Here is a 17,488-nt window from a genome sequence, read left to right as displayed (position 1 = left end):
TTGCCCAGGTGGTCTGGCCCACCCCGACTTTGGTCTGTGTCACAGGGACCTTGACCGCGGTGGAAGTGCCGGTGTCAGGCGTGCTCGCGCAGCCAGGCGATGTCGTCGAGGTGCTCGGCTGCGCCGCCCGGCGTCTCCAGCACGACGGGGGCGCCGGCCTCCCGCACCACCGCGGCGAGGAGGTCGGGGTCGACCTTGCCCTGACCGAGGTTGGCGTGACGGTCGGCCCCGGAGTCGAACTCGTCGCGGCTGTCGTTGCAGTGCACCAGGTCGATGCGCCCGGTGATCGCGAGCACGTCGGCGACGACGGTCTCCATCTTGTTGCCGCCCGCGTGGGCGTGGCAGGTGTCGAGGCAGAAGCCGACCTGGTCGGCACCCTCGGCCGAGGAGATGGCGTCCCAGACGCCCTTGATCCGGTCGAGGTAGCGGGTCATGGCGTTGTCGCCGCCGGCGGTGTTCTCGATCAACAGCGGAAGCTTGAGGTCGGTGGCCTCGATCGCCTTGCGCCAGTTGTCGAACCCCTTGGTCGGGTCGTCGTCCTTGTTGACGTGGCCGCCGTGCACGATCAGCCCCTTGGCGCCGATGCTCGCCGCGGCGTCGACGTGCTGCTGGAGCAGCTTGCGGCTGGGGATCCGGATGCGGTTGTTGGTCGTGGCGACGTTGACGATGTAGGGCGCGTGGACGTAGAGGTCGATGCCGGCCGCCTCCGCGTCGGCCCTGAGCCCCTCGGCGCCCCCGGCGTAGCGGAACTCCGGGCCCTTGTAGCCCTGCGGGTCACCCAGGAAGAACTGCACGTGCGGCGCGCTGCGCGCCTTGGCCTCGGCGACCGGGTCGCTCTGCTCGACGTGGGCGCCGATCCTCAGGTCCGTCTGTCCAGCCATTCCGCCAGCCTAGGACGCCGCGCCGACAGTCGGTCGGGCACGAGGGGGTGCACGTCCGACGCCGGGCCGCCGATCGCGCGCAGGTGGGCGAGGGCGGCGGCGGCGGACGGCGTACGACGGCCCGGGTCCGGCTCGGTCAGCGCGTGCAGCAGCGGCTGCAGCGGACCCCACGGCACGCGGTCGGACGCCCGCGCGCCGGTCAGCAGCTCGACGCCGACGCGCCCGGCGGCGTACAGGTCCTGGCGGGGGTCGGGCCGGTCGGCCGAGTGGCCGGGCGCGAGGTAGCCGTCGGTGCCGATCGGCCCGTCAAGGTCGAGACCGCCGACGGCGATCCGCTGCTCGGCGGCGGTGGCGGCGACGCCGAAGTCGGCCAGCCGGAGATGGGGGCGGCCCCGCCCGGTGGCGTCGAGGAGCAGGTTGGCGGGCTTGAGGTCGCGGTGGACGACGCCAGCCGCGTGCACGGCCTCGAGGGCCTGGAGGAGCTGGTCGAGGAGCACCCGCACGGTCGGCTCGGGAAGCGCCCCGTGGTCGCGCAGGAGGTCGTGCACCGAGCCGCCCCGGACGAGGTCCATCACGAGCACGACGAGCTCGTCCTCGGCCGCCCAGCCCGTCGGCGCGAGCACGTGCGGATGCCGGATCCGCACCGACTGCTCGTGCACGAACCGCAGCAGCAGCCCGGTGTCCGTGTCGTGCCGCGCGAGCAGCTTGACCGCGACGGTGTCGCCGCTGCGCAGGTCGCGGGCCCGCCACACCGCGCCCATCCCGCCGGCGCCGACGAGGTCGAGGAGCAGGTAGCGACCGGCGACGGTCCGGTGTCGTCGGGAGGTGCGCATCGAGCGCCACCGTAAGGAGACCGGCGGCGGCGCGCAGGGCGCTCTCCACAGGGTCCGCGGGGCGTGCCGGGGGCCTGGTCGCGAATTCGGTCCGGCGTACGCCGCGCTGTTAGTCTTCAGCGTTCGCCTGGCGAGCGTGCCCCCGTGGGCCCGCGACCCGGACGAGTCTCGATCCTCGGCCTTCGTGCCAGGACCGTGACGCACCAGCCCTCCTGCCACGGATCGCCCGTGGCCGCCGAGTCCAGAGGAGGTGGGACCGCTGTGCGTGCCTACGAAGTAATGGTCATCCTCGACCCGAGTCTTGAGGAGCGGACCATCGAGCCGTCCCTCGACAAATACCTCAACGTCATCCGCAAGGACGGCGGCACGGTCGACAACGTCGACGTGTGGGGCCGCCGCCGGCTGGCCTACGAGATCAACAAGCAGGCCGAGGGCATCTACGCCGTCGTCACGCTGACCGCCGAGCCGGCCACGGTCAAGGAGTTCGACCGCCAGCTCGGTCTCAACGAGTCCATCCTGCGCACCAAGGTGCTGCGCCCGAGCGCTCACTGAGCTCTCGCCGGCGCCGGGGCCCCTGTGGAGGAGCCCTACCCAGCGTCGGAGGCGTCCGCAAGGATGCCGGTGATCCAGTCCAGCGACGTACTCATCCAGGAGACCTGACATGGCAGGCGAAACCGTCATCACCGTGGTCGGCAACCTCGTCGACGACCCGGAGCTCCGCTTCACCCCGTCCGGGGCCGCGGTGGCCAACTTCCGGATCGCCTCGACGCCGCGCACCTTCGACAAGAACACCAACGAGTGGAAGGACGGCGAAGGCCTGTTCCTGTCCTGCTCGGTGTGGCGCCAGGCGGCTGAGAACGTCGCCGAGTCGCTGGTCAAGGGCATGCGCGTGGTCGTCCAGGGTCGCCTCAAGCAGCGGCAGTACGAGACGCGTGAGGGCGAGAAGCGCACCGTCTACGAGCTCGACGTCGAAGAGGTCGGCCCCTCGCTGAAGTACGCGACCGCCAAGGTCACCCGCACCACGCGCCAGGGCGCGGGCGGCGGGTACTCCGGCGGCGGTGGCGGAGGCCAGCAGCAGGACGACCCGTGGGCGCAGCCCGCTCCCGCGCAGGGTGGCGGCCAGCAGGGTGGGTACGCCGCTCCGCAGGGCCAGCCGCAGCAGGGCGGCTACGCACCGCAGGGCGGCCAGTCGGCTCCGCCGAACGACCCGTGGGGCGCCCCCGGTGTCGGCGGCAGCCAGGAAGAGCCGCCGTTCTAGGTCTCGACTGAGCTCGACCCAGCACCGAACAACCCAATAGCCCAACCGCCACCATTCCGTCCCTGCTCCGCGCAGGGCCGGGCTCACTGAAAGGGAGCACCACAATGGCCAAGGCAGTTTTGCGCAAGCCCAAGAAGAAGGTTTGCCAGTTCTGTAAGGAGAAGGCGACGTCCGTCGACTACAAGGACGCCGCTCTGCTCCGCAAGTTCATCTCCGACCGGGGCAAGATCCGCGCCCGTCGGGTCACCGGCAACTGCGTGCAGCACCAGCGCGACGTCGCGATCGCGGTCAAGAACGCGCGCGAGCTCGCGCTGCTGCCCTACACCGCGACCGGCCGCTGAGCAGGGACTGGGAGGAGAACGACATGAAGCTCATCCTGACCCAAGAGGTCGAGGGGCTCGGCGCCCCCGGTGACGTGGTCGAGGTCAAGGACGGCTACGGCCGCAACTACCTCGTGCCCCGTGGCCTGGCGACCCGTTGGACCCGTGGCGGCCAGAAGCAGGTCGACGCGATCGTCGGCGCCCGCGCCGCGCGCGCGGTCCGCGACAGCGACCACGCCGACCAGCTGAAGGCCAAGCTCGAGGGCGGCACGGTGGACCTGAAGGTCCGCGCCGGCGCCGGCGGCCGGCTCTTCGGCGCCGTCACCACCGCCGACATCGCCTCCGCGCTGGAGACCGTGGCCGGCGAGGGTGTCGACAAGCGCACGATCATCGTCACCCAGCCGATCAAGTCGCTCGGCGCCCACCAGGTCTCGGTCAAGCTGACCGACGAGGTGGCCGCCAAGGTGGCGCTCAACGTCATCCCGGCTTGATCGACACCGCTTGATCGCTTGATCTGATCTGACGGCAGACCCCGTCCCGGACTCGTCCGGGGCGGGGTCTGCTGCGTTCTCTGTGGGCTCGGTGGTCGAGCAGCGAGCTTGCGAGCGGACAGTCGAGACCACCCGCGCCTCAGGCGACGCTCCGGATCCCGGTCACCAGCCACGCGTCGCCGCGCTCGCGGCGTACCAGCAGGATCGCCCGCGAGCCCATCAGCACGACGGTGAAGACGATCCACACCCAGACCAGCCCGCCGACCAGCGCCGCGACCGCGAGCACGACCGGGGCGTAGACGGCGAACATCACCAGCCCGGCCTTGGCGAGGTAGGTCCCGTCGCCGGCCCCGATCAGCACCCCGTCGAGCACGAACACCAGCCCGCTCAGCGGCTGCCCGATCGCCACCACGACGAGCACCGGCACCAGCAGGTCGCGCACGGACTGGTCGCCGGTGAAGAGCGCGCCGACGAAGGGCGCGGTCACCAGGGTCAGCACGCCGAGGACGACCCCGCCCCAGATGCCCCAGAGGATCATCCGCTTGGTCACGGCCCGGGTCGCGTCGACGTCGCCGGCGCCGAGCTGCCGCCCGGTCAGCGCCTGGGCGGCGATGGCGATCGCGTCGAGGGCGAAGGCCTGGAAGGTCCAGATCGTGAAGGCGAGCTGGTGGGTGGCCACCGAGACCGAGTCGTCGCCGCCGAGGCCATCAGGGCCGGACCGGGCGGCCAGCACGACGGCGTACGTCGTCACGAGCAGCGCGCCGCGCAGCGTTAGGGTGCGGATCACCAGGGCCACGGCGGCCCGGGCCGCGGCGGTGATCCCGGCGCGGTCGGGGGAGAGCGGGGAGCCCTCGCGTCGGGCGCCGCGCACGACCACGGTGGCCAGCGCGGCCGCCGAGGCGAGCTGGGCGAGCACCGACCCGAGGGCCGAGCCGGCGATCCCGAGCCCGTCGAAGGCCATGACATCGACGGGGACGCCGTACACGAGCAGCAGGTTGAGCAGCACGTTGAGCACGGTGCCGGCGACCGCCACGACGAGCGGCGTCCGGGTGTCCTGCAGTCCCCGGAGCACCCCGGTGGCGGCGAGCATGACGAGGAGCGGGGTGATGCCGAGCACGGCGATGCGCAGGTACGTCGCCGCGTGCTCGGTCACCTCGGCGCCGGCCCCGAACGCGCCGACCAGGGGGTCGGTGAGCAGCAACCCGAGGACGGTGGCGACCGCACCGATCAGCACCGCGAGCCACAGCCCGTCGACTCCCTGGGCGAGGGCACCGCGCAGGTCTCCCGCGCCGAGGTGGCGGGCGACGCTGCTGGTGGTGCCGTAGGCGAGGAAGACGCACAGCCCGACCACCGTCTGCAGCACCACCGCGGCGATGCCGAGGCCGGCGAGCTCGGGGGTGCCGAGGTGACCGACGATGGCGGCGTCGGAGAGCAGGAAGACCGGCTCCGCGACCAGGGCGAGGAAGGCCGGGAACGCCAGCCTCACGATCTCGCGGTCGAGAGGATGGGTCACGGCAGCAGACTAGACGGGTAAGGAGCAGAGGCGGGGAATGACCCCCACGCGACTAGCCCACCCACACCTGTGGAAAACATGTGGACAGACCTCTTGTCGACATAGCGTCTTTGCGACGACCAGATGGCGGGCAGGTGAACAACAGCTCGGACGAGTAGTTTTGCTCCACACCGTGTGGGAGAGCTGTTCGTGCAGGTCAGGAGCACTTTACGGGCCTCGAAACATTTCTTTGTCCCCAGGTCCCTCCACACCTGTGGGCCAGTCATCCACGGGGTGGAGAGAGTCATCCACCTCTGCCTCCGAACAATCCCCCGGTTGACATCTGCGGGGTTCTCTGGGCACCCCGCGGACCTTCTAGGTTCCGGTGTCGGACAACGTCCGATTCAGAGCCCCGTGAGCACCGTCAGTCGTATGGAAGGGTCTTGGCCCCCGTGCCTTCCAAGGTCGCAGATCTCCCCCCGGACCACCTGTTGTCGGTGGTCGTCCCTAACGTCCCCAACCGAACTGATGTTCGACTCACATGGGGAGCGCGACGGTGAGCATCACTGACCAGGGCCACGGGCCGGACGGCGCGTTCGTGGGCGACGGCTGGGGCGACGGCCCGGTCAGCTATGCCCCGGGCGAGGCGCCCTCGCGCCCCGGTGACCGCACCCCTCCGCAGGACATGGCCGCCGAGCAGTCCGTGCTCGGCGCGATGCTGATCAGCAAGGACTCGATCGCCGACGTCGCCGAGACGGTCCGCGGCGCCGACTTCTACCGGCCGAGCCACGAGCTGATCCACGACGCGATCATCGACCTCTACGGTCGCGGCGAGCCGGCCGACCCGATCACGGTGGTCGCCGAGCTCCAGCGTCGGGGCGAGCTGGCCCGGGTGGGCGGGGCGCCGTACCTCCACACCCTGTCGGCCAACGTCCCTATCGCCGCCAACGCGGGCTACTACGCCGAGATCGTCCGCGAGAAGGCCATCTTGCGGCGGCTGGTCGAGGCCGGCACCCGCATCGTGCAGATCGGGTACGCCGGCGAGGGCGCGGTCGACGACGTGGTGGACCAGGCGCAGGCGGAGGTCTACCAGGTCACCGACCGGCGCAAGGCGGAGGACTACGCGCCGCTGTCGGACATCATGGACGGCGTCCTCGACGAGATCGAGGCGATCAGCAACCGCGAGGCGGGGCTCTACGGCGTGCCGACCGGCTTCGCCGATCTCGACGACCTGACCAACGGTCTGCACGCCGGGCAGATGATCATCGTCGCCGCGCGTCCCGCGATGGGCAAGGCGCTGGCGCTCGACACCCCGCTGCCGACGCCGACGGGCTGGACGACGATGGGCGCGGTCGCCGTGGGCGACCTGTTGCTCGACGCGACCGGCCGGCCGACGCGGGTGGTGGCGGCGACCGAGGTGATGATCGGGCGGCCCTGCTTCGAGCTGACCTTCTCCGACGGCGCGTCGATCGTGGCCGACGAGCAGCACCAGTGGCGCACGTCCACCCTGCTCGAGGGCGGCCGGCACCGGCGCGACGGGGCCAACCCGTTCAGCGGCCGGCACCGCCGCTTCGTCTCCGAGGTGGCGCGACACCGCGCGGCCGTCGAGTCGGAGGAGACCGGCGCCCGCACGCGTACGACGGCCCAGCTCGCGGCGTCTCTCGAGCAGGTGCACACGATCGCGCTGCCCGACGGCGGCGCGGTCAAGATCGAGGACGTACGCCGCGTCCCCGGCGTACCAGTGCGCTGCGTGCAGGTCGACAACGACGAGCACCTCTACCTCGCCGGCCCGACGTCGATCCCGACCCACAACTCCACGCTGGCCCTCGACCTGTGCCGCGCGGCGTCGATCCACAACAACCTGACCAGCGTCTTCTTCAGCCTGGAGATGACGCGCTCCGAGATCACCATGCGGCTGCTGTCGGCCGAGGCGAAGGTGCCGCTCAACCACATCCGCAACGGCAACATGGACGACGGCGACTGGGAAAAGCTGGCCCGCAAGATGGGCGAGGTCTCCTCGGCGCCGATGTTCATCGACGACTCGCCCAACATGACGATGATGGAGATCCGCGCGAAGGCCCGCCGCCTCAAGCAGCGCCACGACCTCCGCGTGGTCGTCATCGACTACATGCAGCTGATGACGTCGGGCAAGAAGGTCGAGTCCCGCCAGCTCGAGGTCTCGGAGTTCTCCCGCCAGATCAAGCTGCTGGCCAAGGAGCTCGAGGTCCCGATCATCGCTCTTTCACAGCTCAACCGTGGTCCTGAACAGCGCGGCGACAAGCGCCCGATGATGAGTGACCTTCGCGAGTCAGGCTGTCTCACCGCCGACACCCGGTTGATGCGTGCTGACAACAACGCCGAGATCACTCTGGGCGAGCTGCTGTCGTCCGAGGCGCGTGACATCCCCGTCTGGTCGCTCGACGATCGACTCAAGCTGGTGCCGCGCACGCTGACGCACGCGTTCCCGTCGGGCACCAAGGAGGTCTTCGAGCTCACGCTGACGTCGGGTCGACGGATCAAGGCGACGGCCAACCACAAGTTCTTGACGTACGACGGCTGGAAGCCGCTGTCCGACCTGAAGCCCGGCTCTCGCATCGGCTCACTGCGCCACGTGCCGCCGCCGCTGGAGGTCGCGACGCGCGACGACGACGAGGTCCTGATCCTCGCTCACATGCTGGGGGACGGCTCGTTCGTGAAGCGGCAGCCGATCCGCTACGCCAGCATCGACGAGCGCAACCTCACCGCAGTGACCGAGGCGGCGGAGCGTCGCTTTGGCATCACCGCTGTGCGCGACGACTACCCCGCTGCCCGGGTGACGACGCTGAGGTTGCCGGCGCCTCACCGACTGGCCCGGGGCAAGCGGAACCCGATCGCTGCGTGGCTCGACGAGGACGGCCTCTTCGGGCTGCGTAGTCACGAGAAGTTCGTGCCGAGCTGGGTCTTTGGTCTGCCCAAGGCGCAGGTCGGTCTGTTCCTCCGTCACCTGTGGGCGACCGACGGGTCGATCGGTTACGACGCAAAGAACAACCTGGGTCGCGTCTACTACGCGTCGACGAGCCGCCAACTGGTCGACGACGTCGCGCGACTCCTGCTGCGATTCAACGTCTTCACCCGGATCAAGCGGGTGACGAAGGCGGGCTACCGCGACGGCTGGCACCTCTTCGTCTATGGCGCGGAAAACCAGCTCCGCTTCTGCGACGACATCGGCGTCCACGGTCTGCGTGGCGAGAAGGCCGCCGCCCTGGCCGAGCGACTCCGGGGCGTCCGCAGCAACACCAACCTCGACACGATCCCGCCCGACGTGTGGACGAAGGTGAAGTCGGTGCTGGCCGAGCAGGGCATGTCACACCGGGAGTTCGCGGCAGCCATGGGCTCCTCGTTCTGTGGGTCGACGATGTGGAAGCACTCACCGAGCCGTGAGCGGCTCGCCAAGGTGGCCGACATCCTCGACGATGCCGACCTCGAGGTCCTCGCCACCAACGACGTCTACTGGGACGCCGTCGCCACCATCGAGCCGCTCGGCGAGCAGCCGGTGTACGACGCCACCGTGATGGGCACCCACAACTTCGTCGTCGAGGGCATCGCGGCTCACAACAGCCTTGAGCAGGACGCTGACATGGTGATCCTCCTGCACCGCGACGACGTCTATGAGAAGGAGTCGACTCGCCCCGGCGAGGCCGACCTCATCGTCGCCAAGCACCGCAATGGCCCCACCCGCGACATCACCGTCGCCTTCCAGGGCCACTACTCGCGCTTCGTCGACATGGCCCACTGAGCCATCTCCGAGGCGGGTCCAACCGCCGCGAGAGCTCCGCGCGGCTCAAATCGGCCGCCTTGGCGTCCGGTACCACATGCGGTACCATCCAGAGTGGCCTCGGTGGAGTCGATCGTTGCAGCGATGCGAAACAGCCAGCAGAACGTTGCGTACAACGACCTCCACAAAGTCTGCGAACACTACTTCGGAAGCCCGCGCCAGACGGGGTCCTCACACGCGGTGTTCAAGACGCCATGGCCTGGGGACCCTCGGGTCAACATTCAGAACGACAAGGGCAAAGCCAAGGCTTACCAGGTGCGGCAAGTATTGAAGGCGATCGACAAGAAGGAGGGCAAGTGATGAACACGCTAGAGCGGCCGCAGGTTGATGTGTCTCATTACACGTACCGCGTCGCGTGGTCTGTCGAAGACGGCGAGTTCGTCGCCACCGTCGCTGAGTTCCCGTCGCTCTCCTGGATCGCCTCCTCCCAAATCGAGGCTCTCCAGGGTCTTGAAGCGCTCTTGTCCGACGTCGTGGTCGATATGCAGAGGCAAGGCGAAGACGTGCCGGAGCCGATTTCTGAGCGCAGCTATTCCGGGAAGTTCAACCTTCGACTCGGCGAGAAGCTCCACCGCGAAGTTGCGCTACGCGCCGCTGAGGAGAACCTCAGCATCAACCAATGGGTCGTTCGAAAGCTGATGGCTGACGCGTAAGCGCTGAAGCCAACCACGTCGTTCGTGAGACCGTCGCCATGGCTTGCGGCGGCCGACCGCCGAAGGGTTGACCGGACAAGCCCTGGCCACGTGGGCACCAGCGTCCTCCCTCCACGACCGGGCGCTGCAGTCGCTCGAATGGTGACCACCAAGAAGGGCCGCCCGGCCGGATGCCTCCCCGGATGTGACGCACAGGTATCGAACTCAGCCCAACGCCCAACGCGCTACCAGCAGGTGTAGACACGCTCGCTATCTCGACGAGCCAGAATGCACACCATGGTGGAACAGGAGAGCTTCGACGGGGACCGGTACGACGACATGCCCGAGACGGTCGACGAACTCCTGACCTCAGCAGCCGAAGACGAGGTGGAGGCGATCACGATGCACGAGTTGGGTCGGTACCACGAGCTCGAGGGTCCTTGCATCTACTGCGCCGGACAAGATCGCCACTGAAGGCTTGCAATGCCCTACACCGGTCGGACGGGCCGGTGAGTGCGTCACAGCCGCTAGTGACGCGGGCTGGGGAGCCGTACCAATCACTCACGGGCGGCGTAGAGGGGACCGAGGGTGACGGAATCGCCCGGTCCTCGGCGCGCGCAGCGTCCGACTCTTCGACCGTCAGTCGGACAACTGAGGCCACCCCAGAGCCATCGCCTGGCGTCGGGGTCCGTCAGTCGAGGGTCTGGAGGGCCTTGACCTCGTCGCGCGCGGCGACGACGGCGGCGTGCTGGCGGGTGACGACTGCTCGGAAGCCCTCACTGAGGTCCTGCTGGAGGGCGCTCTCGTACTCCGACACGGCATGGTCCTCGCCGGTCACGGCTGCGCCGAGGACGGCGCCGGCGTCGTCGCCGGTGACGGCATCCTTGAGCGCGATCCACCCGCGGTGCAGGGCGGCTGCGGCGGTGCCGCTCTCGTCGACGTCGTCGCCGTACTCGTGGCCCATGTCGACGATCTCTTGGCGGAATCCCGCACGCTGCTCGGAGAGTCGTCGGAGGGTGGCGGCCCAAGCGCTGCGGTCGCTCTCCTCCACCTTGTCCGCGGCTGAGGCGAACCCCCGCTCCCCGTCCTTCAACGTCTCGACGAGTTCCTTGGCGACCTTCTTGTCGTCAGTCATGGGTGGCTCCTGGATCGGTTGGGCGGACGGCGGAAGACGAACGGCCGTTCCGTACCCGTCGACCGACGCGACATACGCCCCCGACGTCGGGCGGGGCGTCAGCGCACCTCGACGAGCAGGAACTGCGAGACCTGACCGGGCTCGCGCTGACGACGCCCCCCTCGACCCCGCTCGGCCGCGGCCGCGGGTGGCTCGAGGGCGGTCACGGCCAGCACCTCGACGGGCTCGAGGTTGCCGCCGGCGACCTCGATGCCGAGCGTGGAGTAGCGCAGCGGCCCGGTGAGACCAGCCGGGAAACGGCGACACAGATCAGGCTCACGCAGGTCTATCTGAATGCCCAGGGGGTACGTAACCCCGCGGTGCCTGCTCACGGGCCCCCCAACTGAAGGGTCGGCGTGTTCCTCTCTCTCGTTCTCGTCCTCGGCATCGTGGTGGCGTTGGTGATCTGTTGCCGGCCGCTTCCCGCTGTGGGCGACGCGACGGTGGGAGAAGCGCCCGGCGCTCAACGGGGGCCTGAGCGCGCATGAACTTTTCCGGGCACCCGCGCATCTCACGAAAGGACACGCCTGGCTTCTCCAAGCGTGTCGAACGGTCGCGCATCTAGCGCGGCCACCCCCCACTCGTGGGGATCTATGGAGGGATAGACAGCAATGAATCTCGGGAACAGTCACTTCCGCACGCCACTCGGCCTCATCGCCGCCGCACTCGCGGCCTCGATGATGTTCGTCGTCGGTGGCAGCTCTGCAGCGATCGCGTCCGGCTCGGAGCAGAACGTCTCCGCGGCCACCAACGTCGCCAAGAACTCCGCCGGCAAGATGAAGTCCACCGTCAAGGGCAAGACCTCCGGCGGCGGCACCCTCGGCGGCACCTTCACGCCGCTGAAGTTCAAGAACAAGGACGGCGTCGCCCAGGTCAAGGGCGTGCTCGACGGCGTCATCACCAACGCCGACGGGTCCAAGTCGAAGTTCACCGCCATCCGCAGCCTCGAGCTGAAGAAGGTCAACGGCCAGAAGCTGTCGAGCCTGGCGACCGGCACAGCTGCGAACGCCGCCGCGTGCGACGTCCTCAACCTGGTGCTCGGTCCGCTGGACCTCAACGTGCTGGGTCTCGAGGTGCACCTCAAGCAGGTCGTGCTCGACATCATCGCCGTCCCGGGCGCCCTGCTCGGTGACCTGCTCTGCGCGGTGGCCGGCCTCCTGAGCGGTGGCGTCCTCGGCAACCTGCTCGGTCAGCTGGTCGGGATCCTGAACGACATCCTCGAGCAGCTCGGCCTGGGCGTCTGACCAGACAGCAACGCTGATCCGCACTACACGACCGCCCCGGGTGACACCGCCCGGGGCGGTTGTCGCGTCCGGGGCGGCCGGCTGGGCGCGGTCTCACCTTCGGGCGGATGACAACCGACGCGCGCACCGCGCCGATCCGCTTGGCTAGGCTGCCCGGAGCCCACCACGAGGAGCACAGATGTCCGAGGCGCGACCGCCCTTCCCGCCCTTCGACGCCGAGACGGCCGCCCAGAAGGTGCAGGCCGCCGAGGACGCCTGGAACAGCCGCGACCCCCAACGGGTGAGCCTCGCCTACACCGAGGACTCCGTCTGGCGGAACCGCGACACCTTCCTCACCGGCCGCGCGGAGATCGTCGAGTTCCTGACCGCCAAGTGGGAGCGCGAGCAGGACTACGTGCTGCGCAAGAGCCTCTGGGCCTTCACAGACGACCGCATCGGCGTGCGCTTCCAGTACGAGTGGCACGACGACCAGGGGCAGTGGTGGCGCAGCTATGGCAACGAGCTGTGGGAGTTCGGCTCCGACGGCCTGATGCGCCGTCGCGAGGCGTCGATCAACGACGTCGCCATCGACGAGTCAGCGCGTCGCCTCTTCGGTCCCCGGCCCGACGACGAGCGCGGGCCGGGGCACGAGATCCCGCTGCAGTAGGGATCAGGGCAGCAGGTAGTCCATCGCCCTCCCCAGCACCCCGTCGCGATCGGCCGCCTCGACGCCACGCAGGTCGAAGCCCATCAGCAGGGTCGTCGGGGTGGCGATGGTGTTGCCGACCGGGAAGGACGAGGAGTCGGTGCGGATGAAGTCGTTGGCGTTGGCGCCGCTGCCCTCAGGTGGTCCGCTGACGCTCCAGCCGCCGAGGTCGGTCTCGAACGACGTGAACGTGCCGTCGGGCAGCGTGATGTCGTCGAGGAAGACCCCGAGGCCCTGAGTGGACCAGTCGCTGGCGTACGCGATCGAGATCTCGACCGTCTGGCCGGCGTACGCGTCGAGATTGATGCTCCACTCCTGCCAGCCGTGCGAGCTGCCGCTGGCCGCGTTCCACGCCCCACCGTCGGCACCGACCGGCGCGCAGGTGAGCTGGTCGACCCGGGTCTGGTAGTTGAGCAGCTGCGGGTGCAGCGAGCTCCAGCCCTCGTCGGCGATGCAGCTCTCACCTGTGCTCTGCGTGGTGTGGCCGTTGGCGTCGGGAAGGGTCGTCCAGTCGTCGCCACCGGCCGTGCGGGCCTCGACGAAGAGGTAGTCCCAGTCCGGTTCGGTGTCGTACGACGTCCAGAACGACAGGTTCCCGCCGCCGTCCGGAACGGCGATCTCGCGGGTCAGTCTCTTGTAGGAGACGTCGGCGCTCTGCGAGTAGACGTACTGGTCACCCGTGTGCGGCTCGTAGGGCCCGCCCGGCTTGTCCCAGCGCGCGACCGGCCGGCTCTCGAACTGCGGGAAGTCGTCGACCGGGAGCGCGCCGCTCGTCGCCAGCCAGGAGTGCCCGCCGAACCCGTCCTCCATGCCCCAGTCGAACCCGGCGAACGGGGAGGCGATGCCGGTCGAGTCGAAGGTGGCGCCGTTGTCGTCGATGCCGTCACTCGGGATGGGCACGTAACCGCCGAAGTGGTACTGCAGGACGTCGTTGGTCCCGTCGCCACCGAAGACGGACCCCCACTGCGGCAGGCAGCGGCGTGGGTCGGTCCCTGCGGGCGCCGGCAAGCAGGGGATCTCTCCCTTCGGGTCGTACAGCTGGGAGGTGAAGCCGGAGGAGTACTGCAGGCCGGCGTTGGTGCCGGCCATCAGGACCCGGCCGCCCTCGTTGAGGTACGAGCGCAGCTCGAGGAGGTTGTCCATCGCCAGGCGGTCGCCGTTGCCCGGATCGCGGCCCGGTGCGCGGGTCACGATGTCGCTGCCGGTCTCGAAGACCACGGCGTCGTAGTGGCTGAGGACCCCCAGCGCGTCCGGCGCGACCCGTCCGTTGGCGTCGACGTCGTAGACGTCGGAGGGCAGACCGTTGGCGGTCAACGCGTCGACGTACGTCGAGACCGCGAACGGCCCGCCGGCCGGGTAGACGGGCGAGGCGCCGGTGTAGTCCTCTGCCGCCACGACCAGGACGGGATCGTTGCTCTCCGACACGGCTTGATAGGTGAACGAGTCGCTGCGCTGCTTGCCGCCCTCGAACCACACCTCGACCGAGTCGCCGGGGTTCGTCCCCGTCACCACGCCGCGCATCTGGCGGTAGTAGACACCGACCGGGTCGTACTTCGACCCGCCCTGCCACTCCTGGGTGGTCTTGGTGACGGTCCGGCCTCCGTTGATCTTGTACTTGAGGCTGACCGCGCCGAGGCTGCGCTTGGCGATGACCGCGACCGGCTGGGGGTCGCCGTAGGACTTCGTGAAGGTCAGCTGCACGCCCGGGTTGCCGCTCTTGTAGGCGTCGTCGCTCTCGAGGTAGAAGGGCTTGGTCTTGATCCCCGTGACCGTCTTGGGGTCGTCGGGGTCGAGAGCGGAGTCCGCCACCGAGCGCGCGAACGGCAGCACGCGTTGGAACTCCTCCTGCACGAGAGCCTCGTCGTCGGGGAAGACGAACCCGCAGCCCTCGCATCCCTCGGACAGCTCAGGCGTCCAGGCCAGGGCGCCGGTCACCGAGTGCGCATAGTCGTTGACCTCGCCGTTCGTCACGTAGAGGACGTCGGAGCTCAGGCCCGGGTGGAAGTCCGGGATCGCCGGGGCGTCCAAGTTGCCGGACATCGCGTAGTAGATCGGGTCGTCCATGGTGGGCGTGCCCGTCTGCCAGCCGTCGGGGTAGATGAGCCACCGACCGGCAGAGTGCCAGTTGACCTGGAAGGCGAAGCCGATCCGGTCGAGCAGCCCGCCGAGCGCCTGGGTCTCGGGCTCCGAGCCGGGGCCCGGTCCGCGGTAGGTCTGGTCACTGGGGAGCGATGAGGAACCCTCCTCGTCGTACCCCCAGTGGTTGGGGAAGTTGCGGTTGGGGTCGACTCCGTCGTTCAGCGTGATGATGCCGTCGTTGTCGTTGTCACGGAGGTTCTTGCGCCAGAGGCGCTCGACGTCGAAGGAGTACTGGTAACCGTCCGGGTTGGCCACCAGCACGAACCACAGCTCCGTGGACTGCAGGAGCTTGCGGACCGTCCGGTCGTTGGCCCGCCACCGCGAGATGTAGTAGTTCATCAGCCGGCGGTTGACCTCGGTGGAGATCCACTCACGCGCGTGCTGGGTGGAGCTGTAGAGCACGGCGGGCCGCTTGCCGTCGGGCTGGTCGTTGGCGCCCTGGGTGAGCTTCACCGCGATGATCTCGCGGCCGTTGCCGGTGTGGCCGATGACCTCGAGCTTGACCAGCTGGGGGTTCTGGGCCGCCGCAGCGTACAGCTGGTCGCGGATGCCGCCGGGCTCGTCGTACGAGCGCCACACGTTGTAGCCGTTGAGGGCCTGCGCGGCCGCGAACTGCCGGACCGTCTTGCCGCCCTTCACACGGGTGAGCTTCACGTCCACGCCGCGCGCCTCGAGCTGCGCGGCCTCCGACCCGCTCATCACGAGCTGCAGCTCGACGCCGCCCCTGACCTTGCGCTGGGCGGTGACGTCGAGGCCCTGGGCGACGACGTCGGGCAGCTGGGCCGCCGAAACCCTTGCCGTGTAGGCATTCAGGCGTTCTTGCGCTCTCGGTGCTGCGGGTGCCGGCCCGGCGTTCGCGGGTGTCAGGGCCACACACATGGCGGTGACGACTCCGGCAACGAGTGATCCGATGATGAATCGGCGCATTGCTCCACCCCCCAGTGGGAAACCCACAGCATTGCACCGGGCCTCAGGGCTGGCAACGGCTCCGAACCGCCGAAGTACAAGCCTCTCCTGACCGCACGGGGCAGCGGGTCTCGATGACACCTGCCAGCAATCCGGTCGACTGGAGCCCCGTGCCGCTGGGTAGGTTCGCGACCATGACGTCGCCCTTCGTGCCTGCCGACTTCGACCCGCCCACCTCGCTCGTCGGTGACGGGTTCTACCTCGAGCCGCTGGGCCCCCAGCACAACGACGCCGACCACGCCGCGTGGACCTCGAGCATCGACCACATCCGGTCGACGCCCGGCTATCCCGACGGCAACTGGCCGCCTGCCGACGGGATGACCCTCAAGCGCAACTACGCCGACCTGCTCCGCCACGAGGACGACTTCGAGCAGCGCAAGGGCTTCACCTTCACCGTCCGCGATCCCGCCGACGACGACGTGATCGGGTGCGTCTACCTCTACCCCACCAAGTCCGACGAGCACGACGTCACGATGCAGAGCTGGGTGCGCGCCTCCAAGGCCGAGCTCGACGGGCCGTTGGCCGACGCCGTGTTCGCCTGGCTGGCGGCCGACTGGCCCTGGGAGCGCGTCGACCGCTGCGGCCGTTGACAGGCTGATGCGCAACCTGAGTGGTGGTGGTCTCGACTATCCGCTCGCTGCTCGACCACCAACACGGGCGGTCAGGTAGTAGCAGCCGACGGGGTCGCCGCCGCCGTACCCCAGCGGCAGGTACGCCGCCGGGCCGCTCACGTCGAGCGGCTCCCAGACACCCTCGGCCTCCAGGCGGTCGATGACGGCCGGGCACTCGCGCGACGACCACAGGTCCTCGCGCTGCGTGACGACGACGAGACCGCCGGGTGCGGTCACCCTGGCCAGCTGGCGCCAGATCGCCTCGACGTCGGGAAGGTAGGTCATCACGCCGACGCAGACGACGGCGTCGACGCTGTCGTCGGCCAGCGGGAGCGGCTGCTGGAGGTCGGCCGGCTCGAGGACGTCGTACGCCCCGGACTGCCCGGCGACCGCCAGCGACGACTCCGAGAGGTCGAGCCCGGTGAGCCGGCCGGTGAAGCCGTGGGCTCGGAGCGCCTGGCCGACCAGCCCGGTCCCGCAGCCGACGTCGAGGATCGAGGTCGCCTGCGAGTGCCGGGTCATGATGGTCTCGGCCACCACCGTGGGCGCGGCGTAGGACCACGCGGCGAGGTCGGCGTCGTACGTCTGTGCCCACTCGTCGTAGCGGCCGGCGACCTGGGTCGGGTCGCTCGGGTCCGCGCTCAGCCAGTCACCGATGGAGTCGTCGTCCGCCACGACGTCAGCGTCTCACCGGCGCGCGGCCGCCTGCCACAGCGGCATGGCGACCGAGGCGAGCAGCTGGGTCTGCGCTCGACCCCGAGGTCGTCGCCACGCTGCTCGCCCCGCGGCGCGAGCACGCCGCCCTGGAGAGACTCACCCCCCGCGAGCGCGACGTGCTCGGGCTGACGGCCGAGGGCCGCACCAACGTGGGCATCGCGCGCCGCTTCTGGCTCGCGCGACCCGCTAGCCGACCGGTGGTCGAGGAACCCGGTCTCGGTCGGTCGCTGC

Annotated in this window: 18 protein-coding genes; 11 read left to right on the top strand and 7 right to left on the bottom strand. The window is 69.5% G+C overall.

The genetic code is table 11. The annotated features are described in order from the left end of the window. Positions 1 to 74 precede the first annotated feature (74 nt). Both ABD295_RS20870 and ABD295_RS20865 read right to left on the bottom strand, forming a co-directional pair. On the bottom strand, positions 75 to 881 hold the full coding sequence (locus tag ABD295_RS20870; RefSeq protein ID WP_344305780.1) for a deoxyribonuclease IV: 807 nt from the start codon (positions 879 to 881) through the stop codon (positions 75 to 77). Next, on the bottom strand, positions 860 to 1,714 hold the full coding sequence (locus ABD295_RS20865) for a serine/threonine-protein kinase (RefSeq protein WP_344305779.1): 855 nt from the start codon (positions 1,712 to 1,714) through the stop codon (positions 860 to 862). Before ABD295_RS20865 ends, ABD295_RS20870 begins: the two co-directional genes overlap by 22 nt. Positions 1,715 to 1,975: 261 nt before the next feature. Between ABD295_RS20865 and rpsF the strand changes: the two genes are divergently transcribed. From rpsF to rplI, 4 genes are all read left to right on the top strand, one after another. Beyond that, positions 1,976 to 2,266 carry a 30S ribosomal protein S6 gene (gene rpsF / locus ABD295_RS20860; RefSeq protein WP_344305820.1) on the top strand — a complete coding sequence of 97 codons (291 nt, stop codon included), beginning with the start codon at positions 1,976 to 1,978 and terminating at the stop codon, positions 2,264 to 2,266. Positions 2,267 to 2,375: 109 nt separating this feature from the next. Beyond that, positions 2,376 to 2,972, top strand: coding sequence for a single-stranded DNA-binding protein (locus tag ABD295_RS20855; protein WP_344305778.1), 597 nt, complete (start codon positions 2,376 to 2,378; stop codon positions 2,970 to 2,972). Between the two features lie 104 nt (positions 2,973 to 3,076). Continuing rightward, positions 3,077 to 3,313 carry a 30S ribosomal protein S18 gene (gene rpsR, locus ABD295_RS20850; RefSeq protein ID WP_344305777.1) on the top strand — a complete coding sequence of 79 codons (237 nt, stop codon included), beginning with the start codon at positions 3,077 to 3,079 and terminating at the stop codon, positions 3,311 to 3,313. A gap of 23 nt (positions 3,314 to 3,336) precedes the next feature. Continuing rightward, complete coding sequence (rplI, locus tag ABD295_RS20845; RefSeq protein ID WP_344305776.1) at positions 3,337 to 3,783, top strand: 50S ribosomal protein L9; 447 nt, start codon at positions 3,337 to 3,339, stop codon at positions 3,781 to 3,783. Positions 3,784 to 3,922: 139 nt separating this feature from the next. Here rplI and ABD295_RS20840 read toward each other — a convergent pair whose 3' ends face one another. Further along, positions 3,923 to 5,296 carry an MATE family efflux transporter gene (locus ABD295_RS20840; RefSeq protein ID WP_344305775.1) on the bottom strand — a complete coding sequence of 458 codons (1,374 nt, stop codon included), beginning with the start codon at positions 5,294 to 5,296 and terminating at the stop codon, positions 3,923 to 3,925. A gap of 520 nt (positions 5,297 to 5,816) precedes the next feature. Between ABD295_RS20840 and ABD295_RS20835 the strand changes: the two genes are divergently transcribed. The 4 genes from ABD295_RS20835 to ABD295_RS20820 all read left to right on the top strand — a co-directional run bounded on the left by ABD295_RS20835 (position 5,817) and on the right by ABD295_RS20820 (position 10,195). Continuing rightward, the gene (locus tag ABD295_RS20835; protein ID WP_344305774.1) at positions 5,817 to 9,050 is read left to right on the top strand and encodes a replicative DNA helicase; all 3,234 of its coding nucleotides are present in this window, start codon (positions 5,817 to 5,819) and stop codon (positions 9,048 to 9,050) included. A gap of 93 nt (positions 9,051 to 9,143) precedes the next feature. Next, entirely contained in the window at positions 9,144 to 9,389 is a 246-nt protein-coding gene (locus tag ABD295_RS20830; protein WP_425574150.1) for a toxin HicA, read from the top strand. Then, positions 9,389 to 9,742, top strand: a complete 354-nt coding sequence (locus ABD295_RS20825) for a type II toxin-antitoxin system HicB family antitoxin (protein ID WP_344305772.1) — start codon at positions 9,389 to 9,391, stop codon at positions 9,740 to 9,742. The genes ABD295_RS20830 and ABD295_RS20825 overlap by 1 nt, the downstream gene beginning before the upstream one ends. A gap of 276 nt (positions 9,743 to 10,018) precedes the next feature. Then, positions 10,019 to 10,195, top strand: a complete 177-nt coding sequence (locus ABD295_RS20820) for a hypothetical protein (protein ID WP_344305771.1) — start codon at positions 10,019 to 10,021, stop codon at positions 10,193 to 10,195. Between the two features lie 217 nt (positions 10,196 to 10,412). Here the strand turns inward: ABD295_RS20820 and ABD295_RS20815 are convergent, their stop codons facing one another. After that, positions 10,413 to 10,856: a PA2169 family four-helix-bundle protein gene (locus tag ABD295_RS20815; protein WP_344305770.1), complete on the bottom strand. Its 444-nt coding sequence runs from the start codon at positions 10,854 to 10,856 to the stop codon at positions 10,413 to 10,415. Positions 10,857 to 10,954: 98 nt separating this feature from the next. Continuing rightward, the gene (locus ABD295_RS20810; protein ID WP_344305769.1) at positions 10,955 to 11,227 is read right to left on the bottom strand and encodes a hypothetical protein; all 273 of its coding nucleotides are present in this window, start codon (positions 11,225 to 11,227) and stop codon (positions 10,955 to 10,957) included. Between the two features lie 279 nt (positions 11,228 to 11,506). On the opposite strand from ABD295_RS20810, the gene ABD295_RS20805 reads away from it, so the two are divergent. Further along, the gene (locus ABD295_RS20805; RefSeq protein WP_344305768.1) at positions 11,507 to 12,139 is read left to right on the top strand and encodes a hypothetical protein; all 633 of its coding nucleotides are present in this window, start codon (positions 11,507 to 11,509) and stop codon (positions 12,137 to 12,139) included. 178 nt (positions 12,140 to 12,317) lie between these two features. Further along, a complete protein-coding gene (locus ABD295_RS20800; protein WP_344305767.1) occupies positions 12,318 to 12,785 on the top strand; it encodes a nuclear transport factor 2 family protein in 468 nt (155 codons plus the stop codon). A gap of 3 nt (positions 12,786 to 12,788) precedes the next feature. On the opposite strand, the gene ABD295_RS20795 is transcribed toward ABD295_RS20800, so the two are convergent. Beyond that, entirely contained in the window at positions 12,789 to 15,836 is a 3,048-nt protein-coding gene (locus ABD295_RS20795) for a M14 family metallopeptidase (protein WP_344305766.1), read from the bottom strand. A gap of 227 nt (positions 15,837 to 16,063) precedes the next feature. Between ABD295_RS20795 and ABD295_RS20790 the strand changes: the two genes are divergently transcribed. After that, the gene (locus ABD295_RS20790) at positions 16,064 to 16,519 is read left to right on the top strand and encodes a GNAT family N-acetyltransferase (RefSeq protein ID WP_344305765.1); all 456 of its coding nucleotides are present in this window, start codon (positions 16,064 to 16,066) and stop codon (positions 16,517 to 16,519) included. 36 nt (positions 16,520 to 16,555) lie between these two features. On the opposite strand, the gene ABD295_RS20785 is transcribed toward ABD295_RS20790, so the two are convergent. Next, positions 16,556 to 17,215 (bottom strand): class I SAM-dependent DNA methyltransferase, encoded by a 660-nt coding sequence (locus tag ABD295_RS20785; protein ID WP_344305764.1) that lies wholly within the window; start codon positions 17,213 to 17,215, stop codon positions 16,556 to 16,558. Positions 17,216 to 17,488 lie beyond the last annotated feature (273 nt).

Origin of the sequence: Nocardioides bigeumensis, assembly GCF_039531755.1 — a bacterium.
In the GTDB taxonomy this organism is placed as follows: Bacteria; Actinomycetota; Actinomycetes; order Propionibacteriales; family Nocardioidaceae; genus Nocardioides; species Nocardioides bigeumensis.
Note: the sequence above shows the minus strand (reverse complement) of the source record. Positions and strands in the feature narration are given on the sequence as shown.